This is a genomic window from Candidatus Tisiphia endosymbiont of Hybos culiciformis, assembly GCF_964030975.1.
GTDB lineage: Bacteria > Pseudomonadota > Alphaproteobacteria > Rickettsiales > Rickettsiaceae > Tisiphia.
On record NZ_CAXIQH010000001.1, the window covers coordinates 824,220 to 843,168 of the forward strand.

At 33.2% G+C, this 18,949-nt stretch carries 17 protein-coding genes; 5 read left to right on the forward strand and 12 right to left on the reverse strand.

The window, feature by feature from the left end:
* Positions 1–396: 396 nt before the first annotated feature.
* On the reverse strand, positions 397–531 hold the full coding sequence (locus ACQH2P_RS04490; protein ID WP_425363179.1) for a hypothetical protein: 135 nt from the start codon (positions 529–531) through the stop codon (positions 397–399).
* A gap of 99 nt (positions 532–630) precedes the next feature.
* On the reverse strand, positions 631–1,485 hold the full coding sequence (gene rsmI, locus ACQH2P_RS04495) for a 16S rRNA (cytidine(1402)-2'-O)-methyltransferase (RefSeq protein ID WP_425363180.1): 855 nt from the start codon (positions 1,483–1,485) through the stop codon (positions 631–633).
* Between the two features lie 28 nt (positions 1,486–1,513).
* On the opposite strand from rsmI, the gene ACQH2P_RS04500 reads away from it, so the two are divergent.
* Positions 1,514–2,656, forward strand: coding sequence for a penicillin-binding protein activator (locus ACQH2P_RS04500; RefSeq protein WP_425363181.1), 1,143 nt, complete (start codon positions 1,514–1,516; stop codon positions 2,654–2,656).
* A 111-nt stretch (positions 2,657–2,767) separates the two neighbouring features.
* Here the strand turns inward: ACQH2P_RS04500 and ACQH2P_RS04505 are convergent, their stop codons facing one another.
* From ACQH2P_RS04505 to ACQH2P_RS04520, 4 genes are all read right to left on the reverse strand, one after another.
* Positions 2,768–3,031, reverse strand: a complete 264-nt coding sequence (locus tag ACQH2P_RS04505) for a hypothetical protein (RefSeq protein ID WP_425363182.1) — start codon at positions 3,029–3,031, stop codon at positions 2,768–2,770.
* A 569-nt stretch (positions 3,032–3,600) separates the two neighbouring features.
* The gene (locus tag ACQH2P_RS04510; protein ID WP_425363183.1) at positions 3,601–5,487 is read right to left on the reverse strand and encodes a DUF3857 domain-containing protein; all 1,887 of its coding nucleotides are present in this window, start codon (positions 5,485–5,487) and stop codon (positions 3,601–3,603) included.
* A 353-nt stretch (positions 5,488–5,840) separates the two neighbouring features.
* Positions 5,841–6,017 (reverse strand): hypothetical protein, encoded by a 177-nt coding sequence (locus ACQH2P_RS04515; protein ID WP_425362513.1) that lies wholly within the window; start codon positions 6,015–6,017, stop codon positions 5,841–5,843.
* Between the two features lie 764 nt (positions 6,018–6,781).
* Positions 6,782–8,611, reverse strand: coding sequence for a hypothetical protein (locus ACQH2P_RS04520; protein ID WP_425363184.1), 1,830 nt, complete (start codon positions 8,609–8,611; stop codon positions 6,782–6,784).
* A gap of 424 nt (positions 8,612–9,035) precedes the next feature.
* Between ACQH2P_RS04520 and aspS the strand changes: the two genes are divergently transcribed.
* From aspS to ACQH2P_RS04535, 3 genes are all read left to right on the forward strand, one after another.
* Positions 9,036–10,850: an aspartate--tRNA ligase gene (gene aspS / locus ACQH2P_RS04525; RefSeq protein ID WP_425363185.1), complete on the forward strand. Its 1,815-nt coding sequence runs from the start codon at positions 9,036–9,038 to the stop codon at positions 10,848–10,850.
* 12 nt (positions 10,851–10,862) lie between these two features.
* Positions 10,863–12,143, forward strand: a complete 1,281-nt coding sequence (locus ACQH2P_RS04530) for an MFS transporter (protein WP_425363186.1) — start codon at positions 10,863–10,865, stop codon at positions 12,141–12,143.
* 161 nt (positions 12,144–12,304) lie between these two features.
* The gene (locus tag ACQH2P_RS04535) at positions 12,305–12,433 is read left to right on the forward strand and encodes a hypothetical protein (RefSeq protein ID WP_425363187.1); all 129 of its coding nucleotides are present in this window, start codon (positions 12,305–12,307) and stop codon (positions 12,431–12,433) included.
* On the opposite strand, the gene ACQH2P_RS04540 is transcribed toward ACQH2P_RS04535, so the two are convergent.
* From ACQH2P_RS04540 to ACQH2P_RS04555, 4 genes are all read right to left on the reverse strand, one after another.
* The gene (locus tag ACQH2P_RS04540) at positions 12,417–12,836 is read right to left on the reverse strand and encodes a palindromic element RPE1 domain-containing protein (RefSeq protein ID WP_425363188.1); all 420 of its coding nucleotides are present in this window, start codon (positions 12,834–12,836) and stop codon (positions 12,417–12,419) included. The genes ACQH2P_RS04535 and ACQH2P_RS04540 overlap by 17 nt on opposite strands.
* Positions 12,837–12,947: 111 nt before the next feature.
* Positions 12,948–14,027: a class I SAM-dependent methyltransferase gene (locus ACQH2P_RS04545; RefSeq protein WP_425363189.1), complete on the reverse strand. Its 1,080-nt coding sequence runs from the start codon at positions 14,025–14,027 to the stop codon at positions 12,948–12,950.
* A complete protein-coding gene (lgt, locus tag ACQH2P_RS04550; protein WP_425363190.1) occupies positions 14,006–14,800 on the reverse strand; it encodes a prolipoprotein diacylglyceryl transferase in 795 nt (264 codons plus the stop codon). Before lgt ends, ACQH2P_RS04545 begins: the two co-directional genes overlap by 22 nt.
* Positions 14,801–15,331: 531 nt before the next feature.
* Positions 15,332–15,994, reverse strand: coding sequence for an HdaA/DnaA family protein (locus ACQH2P_RS04555; protein ID WP_425363191.1), 663 nt, complete (start codon positions 15,992–15,994; stop codon positions 15,332–15,334).
* A 187-nt stretch (positions 15,995–16,181) separates the two neighbouring features.
* On the opposite strand from ACQH2P_RS04555, the gene ACQH2P_RS04560 reads away from it, so the two are divergent.
* Entirely contained in the window at positions 16,182–16,349 is a 168-nt protein-coding gene (locus tag ACQH2P_RS04560; RefSeq protein WP_425363192.1) for a hypothetical protein, read from the forward strand.
* Here the strand turns inward: ACQH2P_RS04560 and ACQH2P_RS04565 are convergent.
* Both ACQH2P_RS04565 and ACQH2P_RS04570 read right to left on the reverse strand, forming a co-directional pair.
* Positions 16,305–17,348 carry an AI-2E family transporter gene (locus tag ACQH2P_RS04565; protein WP_425363193.1) on the reverse strand — a complete coding sequence of 348 codons (1,044 nt, stop codon included), beginning with the start codon at positions 17,346–17,348 and terminating at the stop codon, positions 16,305–16,307. The two genes, ACQH2P_RS04560 and ACQH2P_RS04565, sit on opposite strands and share 45 nt — an antisense overlap.
* Before the next feature lie 401 nt (positions 17,349–17,749).
* A complete protein-coding gene (locus tag ACQH2P_RS04570) occupies positions 17,750–18,796 on the reverse strand; it encodes an IS110 family RNA-guided transposase (protein ID WP_425363194.1) in 1,047 nt (348 codons plus the stop codon).
* Between the last annotated feature and the right edge of the window lie 153 nt (positions 18,797–18,949).

The following is an 18,949-nucleotide window of genomic DNA, read 5'->3' on the forward strand; positions in this document are numbered from 1 at the left end:
CCGAGAAGGTTTTAGTCGGATAACGTTCGTCATCACAATTGTCGAAAGTTAGAAGGTAGAGCGGGTTTAGAGGTCATCATGGCAGTTTAAAAGTTGCGGGAAAATAACTGGCGTCATTGCGAGGAGGCGTGAGCCGACGAAGCAATCCATTTTTGTGTCATCCCTGCGAAAGCAGGGAGCTTAGTACTACAGTCGTAAACTTTGCACATACAGTGTACGGGTTCTTTCTTTATCTTTAAAGTGACAATCTTTTGCTCTGGCTTGGTGTCGTCTTCGCCATAAGGATAGCCTTAAGAATGCTTCCTTATGTCATCTCCTCCTTCAACTATACCATACATACTAATACATTTTATATTATTTGTAAACTACGACTGTAGTATTAGATTCCCGTCGTTGCTAAGAATGACAACTTAATATAGTGAAACCTATTGAATTAGGTGATACAAACTTTGTGTCATACCTGCGAAAGCAGGTATCTAGATTCCCGCCTTCGCGGGAATGACAACTTACAATCGTTATGTTCTTTATCACCTAATCCTATGAGCATAACTATATCAAGAACTTAGTCGGGTAGCTTACTTCCTCACTAATAGACAGCATAATGCTACCAGGGTAGCTATTTAGCTGTAATTAATCACTCGAACTCTTGATTTTATTCACTACAGTATATATTTCTTTCTTGCTATAGCTTCTTCCAAAATTTTCATTAGCCATATCTGTAACACTTTTTGCACTCCATCCCTTAGATAAATGCAAATGTATAAATTTTTTTAAGTCATCTGCTAGGGTAGCTGCATTAACCTCTTCAGAAGTACCGGAAATTAGTAATACTATCTCTCCCTTAATAATATTCTGTTTATAGAAATTTATAACGTTTTCTATTAACCCTGACTTTACTTCTTGGTGCAATTTAGTAAGTTCACGTGCTACACATACTTCTCTATTGCCAAGAACAGCAAGAGCCGTATGTAACGATTGCTCTATTCTGCTAGCAGTTTCAAAAAAAATCAAAGTTGCTTTTATGTTAGCCAATTCTGTAAAAACCTTCTTTTTACCTTCAATGGTTTTTGGTAAGAATCCAGCAAATAAAAAACGATCTGACGGTAATCCAGAAATGGTTATAGCTGTGGTTAGTGCAGAAACACCTGGTATAACATCTACGTGATAATTAAGCTCTCTCAATTGTCTGACTAGTTTATAGCCAGGATCAGATATTAATGGTGTTCCAGCATCAGATATTAGGCTGACTATTGCTCCATTATCAATAAGTGTACATATAACTTCTCTTGACTGATAATCACTATGATCATTATATACTTGTAACTTGGTCTTTATATTATGTTTTGCTAGTAATTTTCTTGATATTCTGGTATCCTCGCACAGTATTACTGTAGAGTTTTTTAGTGTTTCTAAAGCTCGAAATGTTATATCATCTAAATTACCAATAGGTGTTGAGACAATGTATAGTCCTGGTTTAAAGATCATGATTTAATCCCAATTGCCGATAAGTATTATGAATAGTATAAAGCAAAAATTTTTAAAGGTCATCTTATCATTTATATGTTTTGTTTCTTTATTTTCTTGCCAATCTAAGAAAGAAGTTATTGTTATTCCTACAACGAAAGAAGTTGTGCCAGAAACCCTAGAGGTTGCTATTTTAATGCCTCTAACAGGAGAAAATTCTACATTAGGTAAGCAATATAACCAATTAATTAAAATGGGGCTAGAGGATGGCTTAAAAACTTATGTCCATGTCACTTCTTATGATGGCTCTAATGAAAAGCAAGTACTTGCTGCGATGGACAAAATACTAGCCCGTAAGACGAAAATTATTCTAGGACCATTATATTCAAACCTTACTTCTCTAATTGCTAATAAAGCTAAAACACATAATATTTTTATAATTACCATGTCTAATAATCCTGTATTGGCAGACAAGAAACTTTTTGTTTTTGGGCATGCTCCGTCAAAGCAGCTGACAAAAATAATTAATTACTTTGCAGATAATGATTATAAAAATTTTATTGCACTTCTACCTTCAGGTCGTCATGCACAAACAACCAACCAACTTATCCAAAATATATTAATTCAGAAAAATTCTACCTTAGTGCGGAGTGAATTTTATGCTAATATACCTGAGTCAATAGAAAAAGCGGTATTAACTGTCTCAAATAGTGTTGATAATTTAAATGAAATGGAGGATACGGAAACTAAACCTGTAATTTATCTGTCGGATGATGGTAAAAATTTAGATTTGCTTTTTGATAGTATTCATAAGCATAATTTAGATAAAAAAGCAATTATAATAGGTGATAACAGAATAAATATCGATTATTCTGAACCGATAGATATTGCCTTCACTGGTTCGTTGAATATTGTAAATAGTAATATAATAGAAAAGGCTAAAAATATAGGTATTAATCATTTATCTTTTATGCATGCTGTGGCTTATGATTTAGGAAGGATAACATCAAAATATATAGGTACTAAATTTACGGAAGAGCGATTTTTAGCGACGTTGAATAGTACATCTTCATATGCTGGTATATCAGGTAATATTCACTTCATCGACTCAATAGCCCAAAGAGAGTATGATATAATTAAAAGAGAAGATGGCTTATACAGCACCATTTCAAAAAGTGTTGACGATTTTTAATATAGTTCTTGCTATATCATAGATTGTGATGAACACGTGCGGTTACACCACGTGTTCACTATTCATTGTAGAAGAGGTCTAGCACCTACATTAGTTAAGGTTGTTATTTTGTTAATAATCCTTTTTCTTTGCTAAACTTACTCTCATCTCATCAAGTAAAGTCTTTACGTACTTTTCTATTTCATCTACATGAAAGGTCATGTGCGAAATCTGCTGTTCTTTCTTGTTAGTTAGGATACTTAACTCTCTTAATTCTTTATGTAACAAAATCGTTTCTTCTTTACTTTTAGTGAAAATATTAGAGAAGTCCTGACTAACGCTTTGGAGATTGTTACATGTCTGCCTAATACCATATAACCACCTGATAGAAATCATGATCAACATCATTTCAATAAAGATTAAAATAATTACTAATAGTTGATAAGTAATGTCATTCCCCATTTTATTGATGTCCATGAAAAGAACTAGAGCAGATACGGTAACTATAAGGATTAAGCCTGTTGTAAAATTAGTAATCTTCATATTCATACCTCAGATTAATTGATAGTTCTTATAGTTATACTATTAATAGTTACTTAATTGTATAGCTATACATTTACTTAAATTATTTGGTTAAATGTTTTTGATATGTTAACCTATATAAGAAAATCATTTACTTTTGATATTATACACTTCATATAATATCAAAATATTTTGATATGTAAAGTTTTTTGACAAAAAAAGTAATAATATTACTTTAGGAGTAATTATTATATAATTACCATCGCTCAAATTTTACATTTATTTAGAGACAAGGAAAAAAGCAGTATACTCAAATGTCTGGTAGGCATGGAAGATGTGGGTCTAAGAAATAACAAAGTGAGGTTGGGTAGGTTAAGCCCACACTTTGTTATTTCTTACGTTAAAACTAATAAGAAAGCGTCAAAATAGAATAATATAAGCTGTTACTTACCTAATATTATCGCAACTCGAGAAAATTCATTTTCTAACTTAGTTTTAAGATTTTTATATTGAGAAGTTTTTAATTCTTCCTGGGTAATCAAGATCTTCTTTATGGTTATTATATCTGTGAATATAGTATCTTTATTCTGATATTTACATGATCTATTTACATATATCCAGGGAGTATCAATCTCAAAGTTTAATTTTTTACAGTCTTTAACTATAATATTTTTGATAGTCATACATTTCTTATTAGTTTCAGGTACTCCTATAAAGATATCTGATATTTGGTCAAAAGCTGTATCAGTGATACCCTCCGTTCTACTAGACCTTAAACTTAAAGCAGCCCCCATATTTGTTTTGGAAATTCTATTTCTTTGCTGTAATGCATATCTGATTGTAAGATCCTTGACAATACGAGAAGTAAGATCAGGTAATTCTAAGGATTTCTTGTCCTCTTCATTCAGATATTCTCCACTCAACATGCGGAAAGCAGAATCCTTTAGCTGCTCAGCTGAATTATATAATCCCTGACCGGTTATGCTTGATGCTGCTTCTCCCTTTAGATCAAACTGACCAGACACCTTTACAATATTATTTTGTATAACTAATTCATTGTGTAATATAGTTTGTGAATTTTCAGGTTGTATATTAGCAATCTTGGTATAGCCTGCTTCTTGAGAATCCAATACCAATGCTCTCTTGTTAGCAATATCTGGAAAGATTCCTTGTGCCATACTAATAAAATTTGTTGGATCAATCCAATATATTTTGCCATTTTTATTAGTTACTTTAAGCATAACATGATTAAAATTTCCCATATTAGGTAAGGCATCTGGATTAGAAAAATTAGTAATACCTCGCATTACTATAATAGGTTGAACCTTATAATCAAGTTTTTGCAATATAGCAGCAGTACTTGCAGAGAAATCTTTGCAATCACCAATTTGGGAACTAGCTATTTTCTCTAAATCTCTAGGGAAGTAACGACCTGATACCGTTCGCCAATCGCCCATATATTGAATTTTTTCATTTAATGCAGAAGTGACAAAATTAATTTTTTCTTCGTCTGTATTCTTGTCTACAGCAGATTCCACTATATTCATAAAAATTGCAGGAAGTGGTTGATTAATTACATTAGAATATCCAGGAGCAAGTTGTTTAGCCAAATCCTGCCATTTGGTTAAACTTGACAAGGATAGCCAAGTAGTATGCTTAATATTTAATACACCATTGTCTGGTTCATTTGTTAGGGCATTGTAAACAGGTTTTTCTAAGATAATCTCTGCCGAATGAAAGTTACTTTCAGCATCTTTAATAATTTTTAATACGCCTTTTGGATCGTTTACTTTAATATTTAGAGGTAATTTAGAATTGATCTTAGTGTGACTTGCCTGCCAATAACCCCACGTACCGTAAAATAAATTAGTACCATAAAAATTATCCACAGGAACTTTTGTTTCAACATACTTATATTTTAAGTATATTTCTGCTCCAAGTTCTGCTTTAGGAAATGATATGGTTATTTGTTTTAGTTGATCAAAACCTTTACCAGGGCAGGCTAGAGGTTTATCCTCAATCATGTCTTTAGTAACTATATATTCTTGTCCATTGTAAATAGTTTTAGCTTCTAATATAGAAATCTGAGAACTATATTCGTTATAATTCAAGCGATATTGGGCAAAAGTACTACGCCCTGATTCTTTTAGTATTTTTGCACGCATTTCCGTTATGTCTTCAGAAGTGCCATCCTGGTTAATATTAATATCAATGTTATGAAATTTAATCTCAATAGGGGCATCCTCATACCTACCCCATCTAGCTTGAGCGGAAGAGTTTATTACAAATACTAATAATATTAGGTGAGGAAAAAATTTTAAATAACTCATTATAATAACCTTAAAAAAACTAGCTGTTACTTGTAAAGAAAACTTTATAGCTAATCAGATTAGTATTTATCCATAGCAAACTGGCGTCATTGCGAGGAGTCGCTTTAGTGGCGACGAAGCAATCCCTATTTTGTGTTAACCTTGCGAAAGCAGCTATCTAGATTCCCGCTGTTGCTAAGAATGATAACTTATAAATTGTTTCGTCGGCTTACGCCGACTCGCAATGACGTCTGTGAGTTTAGCGTAATATTATTCAGGTTAGATATAAAAAAATTTTATATCTTGACAATGATTAATAGCAAAAATCATAAAGTTTAGCAAGATAAAACAGAGATGTGCAAAACCAGGGCAGTTTAAAAGTCGCAACTAATGATATAAAATACTAAATTATAGAAACGAATAACCGTCATCGCGAGCCACGAAGTGGCGTGGCGATCCAAATAAACAGCTTGCTGTTTTATTTTTGCCGTTGCAATTTTTTGGATTGCCGTGTCGTAGCGAAGCGGCTCCTCGCAATGACGTTTATGCATTTCTCAAAACAGATTCTTATATAGTGAAACCTATTGAATTAGGTGATACAAACTTTGTGTTAACCTTGCGAAAGCAGGTATCTAGATTCCCGCCTTCGCGGGAATGACAACTTACAATCGTTATGTTCTTTATCACCTAATCCTATGAGCATAACTATATAATTAGTTGCGACTTTTAAACTGCCCTGGGCTCTGTAAACAAAATTTAAATTACTAGACTCACCTTACGCATAACCCCACAGCTGTCGAAAGTTAGAAGAGGAAGAGGTTTTATGCAGGACAGTTTAAAAGTCGTATGTGGTCAACGTCATTGCAAGGAAGACCGTAGGTCGACGAAGCAATCATGTTTTGTGTCATCCTTGCTTAATATTAATGTCATCCCTGCGAAAGCAGGGATATAGATTCCCGCCGTTGCTAAGAATGACAACTTACAATTGCTTCGTCGACCTTATGGACTCCTCGCAATGACGTTTGTACCTATAACCCGTCATTGCGAGACCACGTAGTGGTCGTGGCAATCCATTTCTAATCATTTTTATGGATTGCTTCGTCGCCTAAAGTGGCTCCTCGCAATGACAGTTAGAGATCGGTTGTAAATTGTTATTCCCGCACTCCCTTGTCATTTCTGCGTAAGCGGGAATCTAAGATGCCTGCCTTCGCGGGAATGACAACTTACGATTGCTTCGTCGGCTTACGTCTTCTCGCAATGACATTCAGGAACTTATAACAATATCAAGAACTTATTCGGGTAGCTATACATAAATTTAACGAGTAATGTTATAACCTGGCTTCTTTTTAATAGATGGGACTATAGGAGTCACAGGAGGTTTTGTAATTTTAGTATGTGGCTCATGTGCTAAAAGTCTTGTTATCTTAGGAGTAGGTTCTATAGTTGGAAATAGTATTTTATCAAATGATTTTGGGTTTATTTTCCTAAGCTCTACTAATTGTTGGTTTGTAATACTCTTCATGTCATTAGCTTCTAATTTTATCTTACCATCGGTAACAACTTTATCATTCACAACCCCGGCAAGTCTTGTGTTTATATCAGAAACTTTATTATCAGTTAGAAAGCTAGATAATTTTTCTGCCAAAGCACTATCCGACATTGCATGAGAAAAAATGGATTTTTTAATTTCTTTTTCAACAAATTTATCGCTTTTCTTTTCTTCAACGTTTTTTACTGCCATAGAAATTTTTTCTAGTTTACTACTGTCAATAGTAAAGCTCTTATTCCACAAACTAGTATTACCCTTATCCACAAGCTTGTTTGTAAGGTCTTTTGTTAAAATATCTGCCTGACTTTTTAGATATTCAGGATCAATATCAGACAAAGCTGCTGATAAATTCTTTTCAATTTCTGTCCGCTGTTCAGGTTTTATTTTGGCATTTTTTTCTTTTAAAACCGCATCAATTACCTTGGAAATTATCGGTGAGCTTATTTCTGTGTTAATTTTCTTTTCTGGTTTTGCTTCTGGAAGGCTAATCAATGCAGGCTTCATTGACTGCTCGTTTTTCTTACCGTATTTCTCGATTAGCTGATTAGAAACATTTTGTAGTTGTTCAGTAGAAATAGTAAAATCTTTGGTAAAATGTGAGCCAATAGTTTTATGCTTTACAATATCTTTTGCAATCTTTGATATTATGTCGCCTTTGTTCATTCGTAGATCGTCAGGATCAAGTTTGGTTAATGCTGAGGATAAGTGCTTAATAATTTTTTCTTTTTGCTTATCTGGAATATCTAGTTTTTCTTTAATCTTACTAATAACTGCTTGTTCTACTTGTTTTGTTTCTAATTCAAACGCCTTGCTATTCATATCTTCAAGAATGCTGTTAATAGAATTAGCAAATTTCTTGATGTTGTCTTGTGTAATTTTGTTGTTATCTAACACACCCCATTTTTTTCCATCACCACCTGATGTAAAAAATTTAAGAGTTTCCTGATTAATTGAATCGACTAATTCAGGAAAATTCTTTTGCGACAACATAGACAACATAGCTTTCTCTAATTCAGGCGGAATATCATTGATACGAGGTGTAATCTGGGAGAAAAAAGATGTTTTATCTTGGTAATACATAGATTTAGGTCTCCCTTCATCATCACGACTCATAAGCGGTACGTCTAGAAACAGCGTATTAACAAAACGTTTGTTTATAACCTTTCTAATTCCTTCATTAGTTGATAATTTCTCAGCTATATCCTTCTGGTAATTTCTTAGATACTTCTTAAAATCAGCAAAATATTCTGGGTTAATACCATCTTTCTCAAGCTTGTTAATTTTTTTCTCTATGGCTTTTATAGCTTCTGGTAAGCTCTTAACATCTTTTGCACTTGTTACATTCTCACCTTTTTGTGCTTCTAAAAAACTTTTACATGCCGTCGAAAAATCCCGGTTGCTAACCTCAATAATTCCTCCATTAGATCTTGCTGCAGTTGCGAGCACATCAGCAAAAAAACCTTCCCCAGATTTTAAGTCATTTTGAAAATCTGCGATAGCATTAGTCACCTTTTTTTGTATGGCATCTTTTCTGCCTTTAACAGCCCCCTCTTCATCACTTTCATAGCCAGAATCATTACCATCATTATCTTCCATAAGTACATCCTATTATTATCAAAGGTACGTTGTAATTTTGCCAAACACTATAAGTAAAGTACAATATTTTTTTAATGTCAAACAAAAAATCGAAATTTGATAAATTCTCTATAGCTAACCCGATTAGTATTTACCTCAACGAAAAAGATGTCATTTCCACATACCTCTTTGTCATTCCTAACTGCGGCGGGAATCTAGAACCCTGCCTTCGCAGGGTTGACATAAAACTGTAAAACGTCATACCCACACCACATTTGGATTAGCTATATATACAATTCTTCAAATAATTTGCATATATCTATTAGTGTGGTTGATTTTTATGATATATTGTCTATTAGGAAGGATAGAATTTAACAAGAAGTCTATTGCCTAATATGGATATTTTTTATATATCTATACAAACAAAATAAATATGTTGAGTAAGATGCATAAATATAGAACGCATAATTGTAATGAATTGCGATTAAGTGATGTTGGGAAAAAGGTAAAATTATCTGGCTGGGTACATAGGAGAAGGGATCACGGTAATTTAGTCTTTATTGATCTTAGGGATCATTTTGGTGTCAGTCAATTGGTGTTTACCGATCAAAATCCAAGTTTAATGGATGCTGCTAGTCGGTTAAGGTATGAATCAGTTATAACTATTGTCGGCGAAGTAGTAGCAAGACCCGATGATACAATAAATGACTCGTTAATGACCGGTAAAATTGAAATATTGGTAAGTGAGTTTATAATTGAATCTAATGCAGAAGCTTTACCATTAATGGTTAATTCTGAACAAATTTCTCCCGAAGAAACTAGGTTAAAATATCGTTTCCTAGATCTTAGACGTGAAAAGTTGCATAATAACATTATGCTAAGATCGCAAATTATTGCTCATCTACGTTATCTTATGATGCAGGGTGGTTTTACAGAATTTCAAACGCCAATCCTAACTGCCAGTTCACCAGAAGGGGCTAGGGACTTCTTAGTACCCAGCCGATTACATCCTGGAAAATTTTATGCTTTACCGCAAGCCCCTCAGCAATTCAAACAATTGCTTATGGTATCGGGATTTGATCGTTATTTTCAGATAGCTCCTTGTTTTAGAGATGAGGATGCAAGAGCGGATAGGTCACCAGGTGAATTCTATCAATTGGATATAGAGATGTCTTTTGTCACGCAGGAAGATATATTTAATACCATTGAACCAGTAATGTATGAAATATTTAGCAAATTTTCTGATAAAAAAATATCCAATACCCCTTTTGTCCAAATTCCATATGAAGAAGCAATGTTAAAATATGGCACTGACAAGCCAGACCTTAGAAATCCGCTAATCATTGCCGATGTTACCGAATTATTTAAAGAGTCTAACTTTGCTATTTTTAAAGAAAATATAAAAAATGGTTCTGTTGTAAGAGCGGTGCCAGCTCCTAAAACTTCTGCTTTACCGAGAAGCTTCTTTGACAAAATGGCAGAATTTGCAACTTCCGAGGGAGCAAGCGGGCTTGGTTACATCCAGTTTCTAGAAAATGGGCAAGCTAAAGGGCCTATTGTTAAATTTTTAACAGAGGAACAATTATTGAATTTAAAATCTTTAGCAAATCTACAAAATGGCGATACTGTCTTTTTTACTAGTGATAAAGTGGATAAAGCCTCTAAACTTGCTGGTAAGTTGAGGACTAAATTAGGTGAAGATTTAGCTTTACTTAAAAAAGATTGTTTTGAGTTTTGTTGGATAACAGATTTCCCATTTTATGAATTAAATGAGCAAACTAACAAAATAGATTTTAGCCATAATCCGTTTTCTATGCCGCAAGGTGGTATGGAAATACTAGAATCAGCCAAAACAGTAGATGATCTACTAGCTATTAAAGCATATCAATATGATATTGTTTGTAATGGTATCGAGTTATCTAGCGGGGCAATTAGAAATCATAAACCGGAAATAATGTATAAGGCTTTTGAGATCGCTGGATACCCCTCGGAAGTTGTAGATAAAAGATTTGGCGGAATGATCAGGGCGTTTAAATTTGGTGCACCACCACATGGCGGGATAGCCCCTGGCATAGATAGGATTGTTATGTTATTAACCGATTCAACCAATATTAGAGAGGTGATAGCTTTTCCATTAAATCAACAGGCGGAAGATTTATTGATGAATGCTCCTGATTATATTGATGAGAAAGCTTTAAAAGAGCTTAATATTAACTTATCACCTTCAGTCAGAAATAAATTACTAACTGAAGGGGCTTAAATAAGATGAAAAATGAAAAAAAAATCAAAAAATAAAATTATAGGAGCATTTTTAGGGACGATTGTTGAATATTATGACTATAGTTTGTACGGTTTTTCTGCCGGAATTATTGCTGTCAAATTTTTCCCAAATGCTGATTATATAACGAGTCTAATAAATGTTTTTGCTGTTTATGCGGTAGCATATTTATCAAAACCTATTGGTTCACTAATTTTTGGTTATATAGGAGATCTTTATGGACGTAAGGTGGCGTTAACTATAACCATAATAGGTATTGTGATACCTACCATGGTTATAGGCTGTTTGCCAGAATACTCGTCTATTGGTGTTTGGAGTACAATAATTCTGGTTTTGTGTCGCATTATGCAGGGTGTTTTTGTAGCTGGAGAATATGACGGTGCGGCTATTTACGTCATCGAACATTTAGGAGAGAAATATCGATATACAGCTTCAGCGATAACTCGTTGTACTGGAGTTTTAGGATTATTACTAGGAATTGGGGTAACCAATTTTTTTAGTGCCCATATTTTTCCAGACTGGGGCTGGCGTATTCCTTTTTTAATTAGTTTGCCTTTAGCTTTAATTACGCTATATTTCCGCCGGAAACTTGATGAAACACCAGAATTTAAGAAAAATCAAGAAAATAATATAAAGATAAAAAGTTTAGCTGTTCTGGTTAACAAACAGTGGAGAATCATTTTGATGGTGATATTTCTCGCTGGTGGATTTGGTGTGACTTATCAACTGCCCATTATTTTTATGAGACAATATTTACCTATGGTTTTACCACAGACTAGTTTCATTATGAGTGTTTTTTCAGTGCTGATCATTATGTGCTTTGCAATTTCTATGCCTATTTCCGGCTTACTTGCCGATCGATTTAATCAAATGAAAGTGTTTAAGCTTAGCTTATACGGTACTATCTTAGCTAGTCTATTATTTATTATTTCGATTAACTACCAAATGGTTAATTTGGCTTTAGGCTCTTGTTTGATGCTCGCATGTTTTGTAGCCCCTTTCAATGCTCTTGCCCATGGTACTATGGTAAAAGCTTTTGCTGTTAATGATCGCTACCGGGCAATAGGTCTTGGTCATACTATGGGGTCAATGTTGATGTCTGGCAGTGCAAATTATGTATGTCTAGTATTAATGAAATATCTAAACTTTAAATTATTCCCCATCATATATCTTATTTTCTTTGTGATATTAGCATATCTGATGGTAAAGCGTTTTGAGAAAGATTATAAAAGAAAAATCAAGTTGCAACCTGATATCAATATACAACTACTATAGATCTAATACCTGAATGTTAACTAAACTCACTCAGTCATACTATTCTATTTCATCACAAAGCACTGTATTATCAGTATTTATATTATGAAATATTCCTCTTTTATTTTTTATATGCCATTCATATTGATTTGCACCATATATAGTTATGCTCATAGGATTAGGTGATAAAGAACATAACGATTGTAAGTTGTCATTCCCGCGAAGGCGGGAATCTAGATACCTGCTTTCGCAGGTATGACACAAAGTCTGTATCACCTAATTCAATAGGTTTCACTATAGTGCCCCACTAGCTGATACCCTACCAGTAAAAATCAGAATCTGGTTTTCTTCTTCAACTGGAATAATCGCTAAATTATTAGCTCCCTTATTCAGATACCTTACATTTATTTTTCTTCCATCTGTACAGCTATAATTTGTATTCACAACTTGTGGTTTCCCATCTCCAAGAATAATTAAATTTTCTTCAGAAAATATAATATACTTTCTGCAAGGTTTTAGTTCTGTTGGTAATTTGTACGTGGTCTCGGTACTTCCATTCTTACGCACACTAGAGTGCGTTGTGGTTTGAGGTGAAGCATCTCCTCCAAATTCCTCAGCATAAGTGACTTGTGCAGGAAGTCTAATTACTAGAAGAATAATAAGTATAATAAGATTATTTTTAACTAGTTCTAAACTAGTTTTGTTTAATTTCATAATTTTACCTTGTTTTTCTGTTTATAGCCCAATTAATTTACAAATGAACAAACTTAATTACAAAAAAGAGATTCTAGGAAACTGTCGGAGATGACTAATTAATTATATTTTTTACTCCTGTACAAGGTACAATACTTTAAACAATAGCCCCATTTTATTGGGAGCAATTAGTCTATCAACCTGTTTTGCTATGATATCTGCCTCTATAGTAGGTAATTTACTTTGTAAGAGTTCGCTTCGTAATAATAGACCATTATTAATTAAAAAATCACGTTGAGTTATTGATCCATACACATTTATTCCTATATTTCTGCCTACTGTTTTTAGGGCATAAAAGTCAACATGTGCTGATAAATCAGCTTCTCCTAAAGTTTCAAGCAGTGGGTAATATTTATGATTTTTTATCGCTTGTAAAGTAGGATTATATTGGTTACGCATCCTTTTTATTGGATCTATATCATAACCGTAATCGATAATTAAGCTAGCCCCACCAAATTTCATTATATGCTTGCTAATAAATTTTATGATTTCTAATGATTTAGGTGATTCTTCTATTACTGCTCCATCATGTGCGTTTGAGTGTTCTTGCAGTAGATAGCGTTGCAACTCCTTACTAACTTCTATTTTATCGAATTTAATTTTACCATCAGTTGGGTCAATAATAAGTGTTGACTCATACCAAAGCTCTTTGCTTTTAATATATTGCTTAATTGGCATAGCGTCAAAAAATTCGTTAGCTATTATAATAGAAGGAATTTTAGAGATATATTGTACTGCTGTATAGTGCTTGATAGGTAAACCCGTCAACTTTAGGTTTGTTTTCTGTTTCTTGATAAAATGAGGATTAATATCAATTAATTCTATTGAGAGAGATTGGTAGAATTCTGGAACTAATTTAGCAACATTTAGTAAATCCCGCATTAATACTCCTTGTCCAGGACCTATCTCAACTAAATTTGTCTTCCGAGGACAACCCATTTTATACCATTGGTCAATAGCCCATAAAGCTATCATTTCACCAAAAAGCTGAGAGATTTCAGGAGCTGTCGTAAAATCTCCTAAGCAACCTAACTTGTCTTGTTTTTGATAATAGGAAGAAGGAGCTACAGACGTTACTTGGAGCATCATTTCATCAAGCTTAATACTACCATTCTGTTCAATAAGTTTTCTTATTTTGGAGTCAATTGGCATTTAATTCGTATTATTAAATAAATCCCTATTATCAGCATAGGTAATGATAAAAATTGCCCTATAGTTATATTATTAAAAATAAGACTTGTATAACAATCTTCTGGTTCACGAAACATTTCTATAATAATTCGAAACACCGAATAGAATATTAGAAATATAGCAGAATTCAAACTATAGATTTTTATGCTTTTATGTCTAAAAGTAGCATAAGCTAGAATTGAAAATAATATAATTCCTTCCAGAAATGCCTCATAGAGTTGGCTAGGATGTCTTGTTTGTAGATCGCTATTTGGAAAAATCATTCCCCAGGGCATTGTAGTCACTCTGCCATATAATTCGCCATTAATAAAATTGGCTATTCTACCTAAAAATAAACCGATAGGACCAACTGTAGCTAGTATATCACCTAGACAAAAGAATCTAATTTTATATTTGCGGCAGAAAAGATAGCAAGATATGGCTATACCAATAATGCCGCCATGAAAAGACATACCACCTTCATAGGTCTTTAAAATGGTAATAGGATTAGAAAAATATTTAACCGGATCATATAGTAACACCTGACCTAATCTAGCCCCTATTACAATTCCTAAAACAACCCAAGTAATAAAATTTTCGAAGGTTTCCGTGGTAACACTAACGTCAAATCTTTTTATAATTTTATAAGCATAAAACCACCCAAATATTACACCAAAAACGTAAGCCATGGAGTACCAATAAACGCTAAATGGTCCAATAGAGAAAATAACAGGATTGACATTTGGAAACGGCATATACTCAGCAATTCTATTATGGTTTTGTAGTTCTGATTAAAGCGGTTAGATACGCTTTTAATTTTTTCTATGGCTAAATCCGTTAAAGTTCTAGATAGCATCTCCGCTATTAGCGAGGTGCTACTTTAGAGCGACGAAACAATCCAAAAGACCAGAAATAGGTTGCTTCGTAAGCTCATGCCTTTTTGCAATGACATTCAGAAACTTATAACAATATCAAGAAATTCGGGTTAGCTATATATAAAATATAGCAATTATATACACGGGTTTTATCAATTGCAAGCAATCGGAGAAGAATATTAACTAAATCGTCAACATAATCTATAGTTATGCCTATAGGATTAGGTGATAAAAAACATAACTATTGTAAGTTGTCATTCCCGCGTAGGCGGGAATCTAGATACCTGCTTTCGCAGGTATGACACAAAGTTTGTATCACCTAATTCAATAGGTTTCACTATATAACTAATCCGAACTAGGCTGTGAGGGCTTCTAAGTTACAGTAAGGCCAACCCAGTGTTTCCAAACTTCCTATTTAAGTACATGTTTTATAAGAGAGATGGTAATAGGTCGCTTATGCACTAATGCATAATGCGTTATTGCCATTAATAATTTCATCATTTGATCAAATTGCCTTGGCAAATTAATTAATAAATATTCAATTACACAGTCAGATACCTTAACCGACTGATCGGAAAAATACTTAAAGATTAACTTGCTCATCAATTCATCATCTGGCTGTTTTATTTCTAATCTTAGAACCGAATTGACCCTTGACGATAAATCCTGTAATGCAAAATTATTAGCTAAACTTCCTGTAGTCATCAACAAATATTTACGACACTCACTTATTAAATTAAAACAATGGAGGATATTCCTTTCATGCCAGAATTCTATATCTTCCATAATAAAAGCATTATACTGCATTATATGCTCTGCACTAAGTATATCTGAATCTTTTTTTATACAAAATGCATTCGACAAATTCTGCCATATTTTACTAAGATATGTCTTACCAGAGGATGGTGGACCATAAAGCAAAACTGTAAACTCATAGGGTTTACTACCCCAAGTTATCGACCAGTTTTTAATTGAGTGGTACGCGACTTGATTAGAAGGTGAATTAATAAAATTATCTAGAATATATCGATCATTACCAAATAATGGTAATATATATTGCTGGGAATCTCTCATATTTAACTCTTATATAGCTATGGAAGGTTTTAGCTATAGTAAACTGGTGTCATTGCTAGGAGGCGTAAGCCTACGAAGCAATCCATTTCTAATCATTTCTCTGGATTGCTTCGTCGCTACTAAAGTAGCTCCTCGCAATGACGTTTGTGAATTTGGCGTAATGCTATAGTTATGCCTATAGGATTAGGTGATAAAGAACATAACTATTGTAAGTTGTCATTCCCGCGTAGGCGGGAATCTAGATACCTGCTTTCGCAGGTATGACACAAAGTTTGTATCACCTAATTCAATAGGTTTCACTATAGTCGGGTTATCTATAAAACTTACTGGATTTATAAAAATCGATAGCAGCTAAAAATAAAACTTTTACTATACTGGCAATTGGTATAGCAAATAATATACCCAAGAAACCAAATATATTACCTAATGCTAGAACCGCAAATATTATCCAAAGAGGATGTAGACCAATCTTATCACCTATGATTTTCGGTGATAAAATATATCCTTCAACTATTATACCAACCGAATAGATAATGATTATATAAAATAATGTATTAACCATACCAAAAGCAAAGTAACTAACAATCATGGTAAGAGAAAAGGATATTAAGATGCCAACAAATGGTATAATTATTGAGAAACCAGACAAAACCCCTAACAATACTCCTAGATCTACACCAAGGATCGATAAAGAGACTCCGTAATAGATTGATAATAATAAACAAACATTTAGTTGCCCTCTTATATAAGCAGACAAGGAAATATTAATGGCTGATAATATTTCTTGAATTTTCTTTTTACCTTTTACAGGTAGTAAGAGGTTGATATTGTTTGACATTGTTAACCAATCCCGCAAGAAATAAAATAATATAAGTGGTATTAATAAAATTAACACCACTAAATTGATTGTTACCATAGTAACGTGCCAAATATTATTAGCAAACCCTGTGAGCAGCAAAAATATACCATTAACAAAATTACTAATAGAATTTTTTATAGTATCAGCAATATTTGGATCTATCGAATAAATTTTTGTTGTAATAACAGGTATTAATTCAGTTTGTAAATAATCTTTATAAGCTGGAATCTTATTAACCAGCAAAGTTGTTTGTTGATATATGATAGGCAGTAATACCACTAGTACTATAGCAAGAATGCTAAAAAATAGGAAGGAAATTACTGAAACTACTATAGTTCTAGATAATTTATATCGTAACGACAGATTGTCAATTATAGGCTGTAATATATATGATATTATTCCAGCTATAAAAAATGGCATCAATATACTAGATATCAAAGTCAAAGTTACTATAATAGTACCAACAATAATAACCCAAAAAATAGCTTTATCCAAGGTGATTCCTCTTCTCTTATTAATTACTGCAAAGCAAATCTTTAAGCATTATATAGTTATGCTCATAGGATTAGGTGATAAAGAACATAACGATTGTAAGTTGTCATATATGGACGAGTGAATTTGTCAATAAAGAAAATAAAAAATAGAGCCACAAAGGAAGCGGTCATATATTCGGCATCGAGTGCCATAATGGTTTCTGCATTCTTCTAAATATCCTTGAGTAACCTCTCATTCCCACGGCTTCTAGAGCCTCGACATAATTGCGGATTTTGTTCAGAATACTTATTTCATTAACTCTTTTACTTTCGTTCTCTTTATTGTTACTAACTTACTCGCAATATTTACCAATTGCCATTCTTTTGCTTAATTGACATAAATTATCCTTCTTGCCAACAGCGCTAATTTGCGACATACTCGCTGCCATTGGTAACTACTGCATAAGCTATTCTAGCTAATTTATTCGCTAAACCAACACATATAATATTATATGATTTGTTTTCAGCAAATTTCTTCACTGCCCACTGAACTAGCTTATCTTTTGATTCTTTATCGCTTTTGGCTCTTATTGCTATTGTTCTTGCAGCTTGAATCAACATAGTTCTAGCATATCTATCACCTTGTTTGCTAATTCCTCCTAAAACTATCTTATCTCCTGAGGTGTATTGTTTTGGCACCAAACCAAGCGACGCAGAAAAATCCCTCGGGGTTGCGTAATTTTCCATTGGTGCTACGCTCAAACAACTAGCATTGATTGCTCCAATCCCAAAAATTGTCTGCAACCTAATAGCTTTCTCATTCTGTTTATTATTACTGATTATCAGCTTTTCTAAAGTTTTTTCTTTGTTACACAAATTCTCAATTTCTTCACATTCTAAAAGTAAAATTGACTGTACCCCAGAAGTTATATAACCTTCTATATACGCTAATTCTACCTCCGACTTACATGCTTTGCAAAATTTATTTTTGCTTAATTTTGTATTATAACCATATTCATATAAACTTGATATTGTAGAATTAGTTTTTTGTACTCGATCTCTGATCGTATTACTTCGGATTTTATGCAAAAATTTTATATCTTGTTCCTCTTTGCTTTTGGGTAACACATCTTTTAGCTCTGGATCGCGAGCAGCTTTACATATTGCTAAGGTATCGTTATAATCATTTTTCTGCCTCGATGTTGCATAAATTTTTACATCTTTTGTTTTCATCAACTTAACTTGCAAATCAAGCTTGTTAATTTCTTGCGACCAATAATTACCTCCTCCACATGCTTCCATGACCACCAGTGAACTTTTATTGAGATTGTTTAAACATCCTATTAACTCATCTCTTTTAACTTTTTGATGACCGACTTTTTTGCCATTTTGATCAACTTGCACCAAGTGCATAATATTTTTTGCTAAATCTATTCCAATTATACTATTTTCTATGCTATTATTTATCATGGTATGGACCTATTAATTAAATTGTTATTTAATTTGGAGCAACTGAAAAACATTTTTCACCAGACTCCGTACAAGTAAAGCATATTTCGCTTCACTCGTCCATACCATCATTCCCGCTTATGCGGGAATCTAGATACCTGCTTTCGCAGGTAT

Excerpts from the sequence above, each read along its gene's own strand:
- ACQH2P_RS04515 (WP_425362513.1), bottom strand. The coding sequence starts at position 6,017 with ATGCATAAACGTCATTGCGAGGAGCCGCTTCGCTACGACACGGCAATC.
- ACQH2P_RS04530 (WP_425363186.1), top strand. The coding sequence starts at position 10,863 with ATGAAAAAAAAATCAAAAAATAAAATTATAGGAGCATTTTTAGGGACG.
- ACQH2P_RS04545 (WP_425363189.1), bottom strand. The coding sequence starts at position 14,027 with ATGCCAATTGACTCCAAAATAAGAAAACTTATTGAACAGAATGGTAGT.
- rsmI (WP_425363180.1), bottom strand. The coding sequence starts at position 1,485 with ATGATCTTTAAACCAGGACTATACATTGTCTCAACACCTATTGGTAAT.
- ACQH2P_RS04520 (WP_425363184.1), bottom strand. The coding sequence starts at position 8,611 with ATGGAAGATAATGATGGTAATGATTCTGGCTATGAAAGTGATGAAGAG.
- ACQH2P_RS04510 (WP_425363183.1), bottom strand. The coding sequence starts at position 5,487 with ATGAGTTATTTAAAATTTTTTCCTCACCTAATATTATTAGTATTTGTA.
- aspS (WP_425363185.1), top strand. The coding sequence starts at position 9,036 with ATGCATAAATATAGAACGCATAATTGTAATGAATTGCGATTAAGTGAT.
- ACQH2P_RS04555 (WP_425363191.1), bottom strand. The coding sequence starts at position 15,994 with ATGAGAGATTCCCAGCAATATATATTACCATTATTTGGTAATGATCGA.
- lgt (WP_425363190.1), bottom strand. The coding sequence starts at position 14,800 with ATGCCGTTTCCAAATGTCAATCCTGTTATTTTCTCTATTGGACCATTT.
- ACQH2P_RS04500 (WP_425363181.1), top strand. The coding sequence starts at position 1,514 with ATGAATAGTATAAAGCAAAAATTTTTAAAGGTCATCTTATCATTTATA.
- ACQH2P_RS04505 (WP_425363182.1), bottom strand. The coding sequence starts at position 3,031 with ATGATTTCTATCAGGTGGTTATATGGTATTAGGCAGACATGTAACAAT.
- ACQH2P_RS04540 (WP_425363188.1), bottom strand. The coding sequence starts at position 12,836 with ATGAAATTAAACAAAACTAGTTTAGAACTAGTTAAAAATAATCTTATT.
- ACQH2P_RS04570 (WP_425363194.1), bottom strand. The coding sequence starts at position 18,796 with ATGATAAATAATAGCATAGAAAATAGTATAATTGGAATAGATTTAGCA.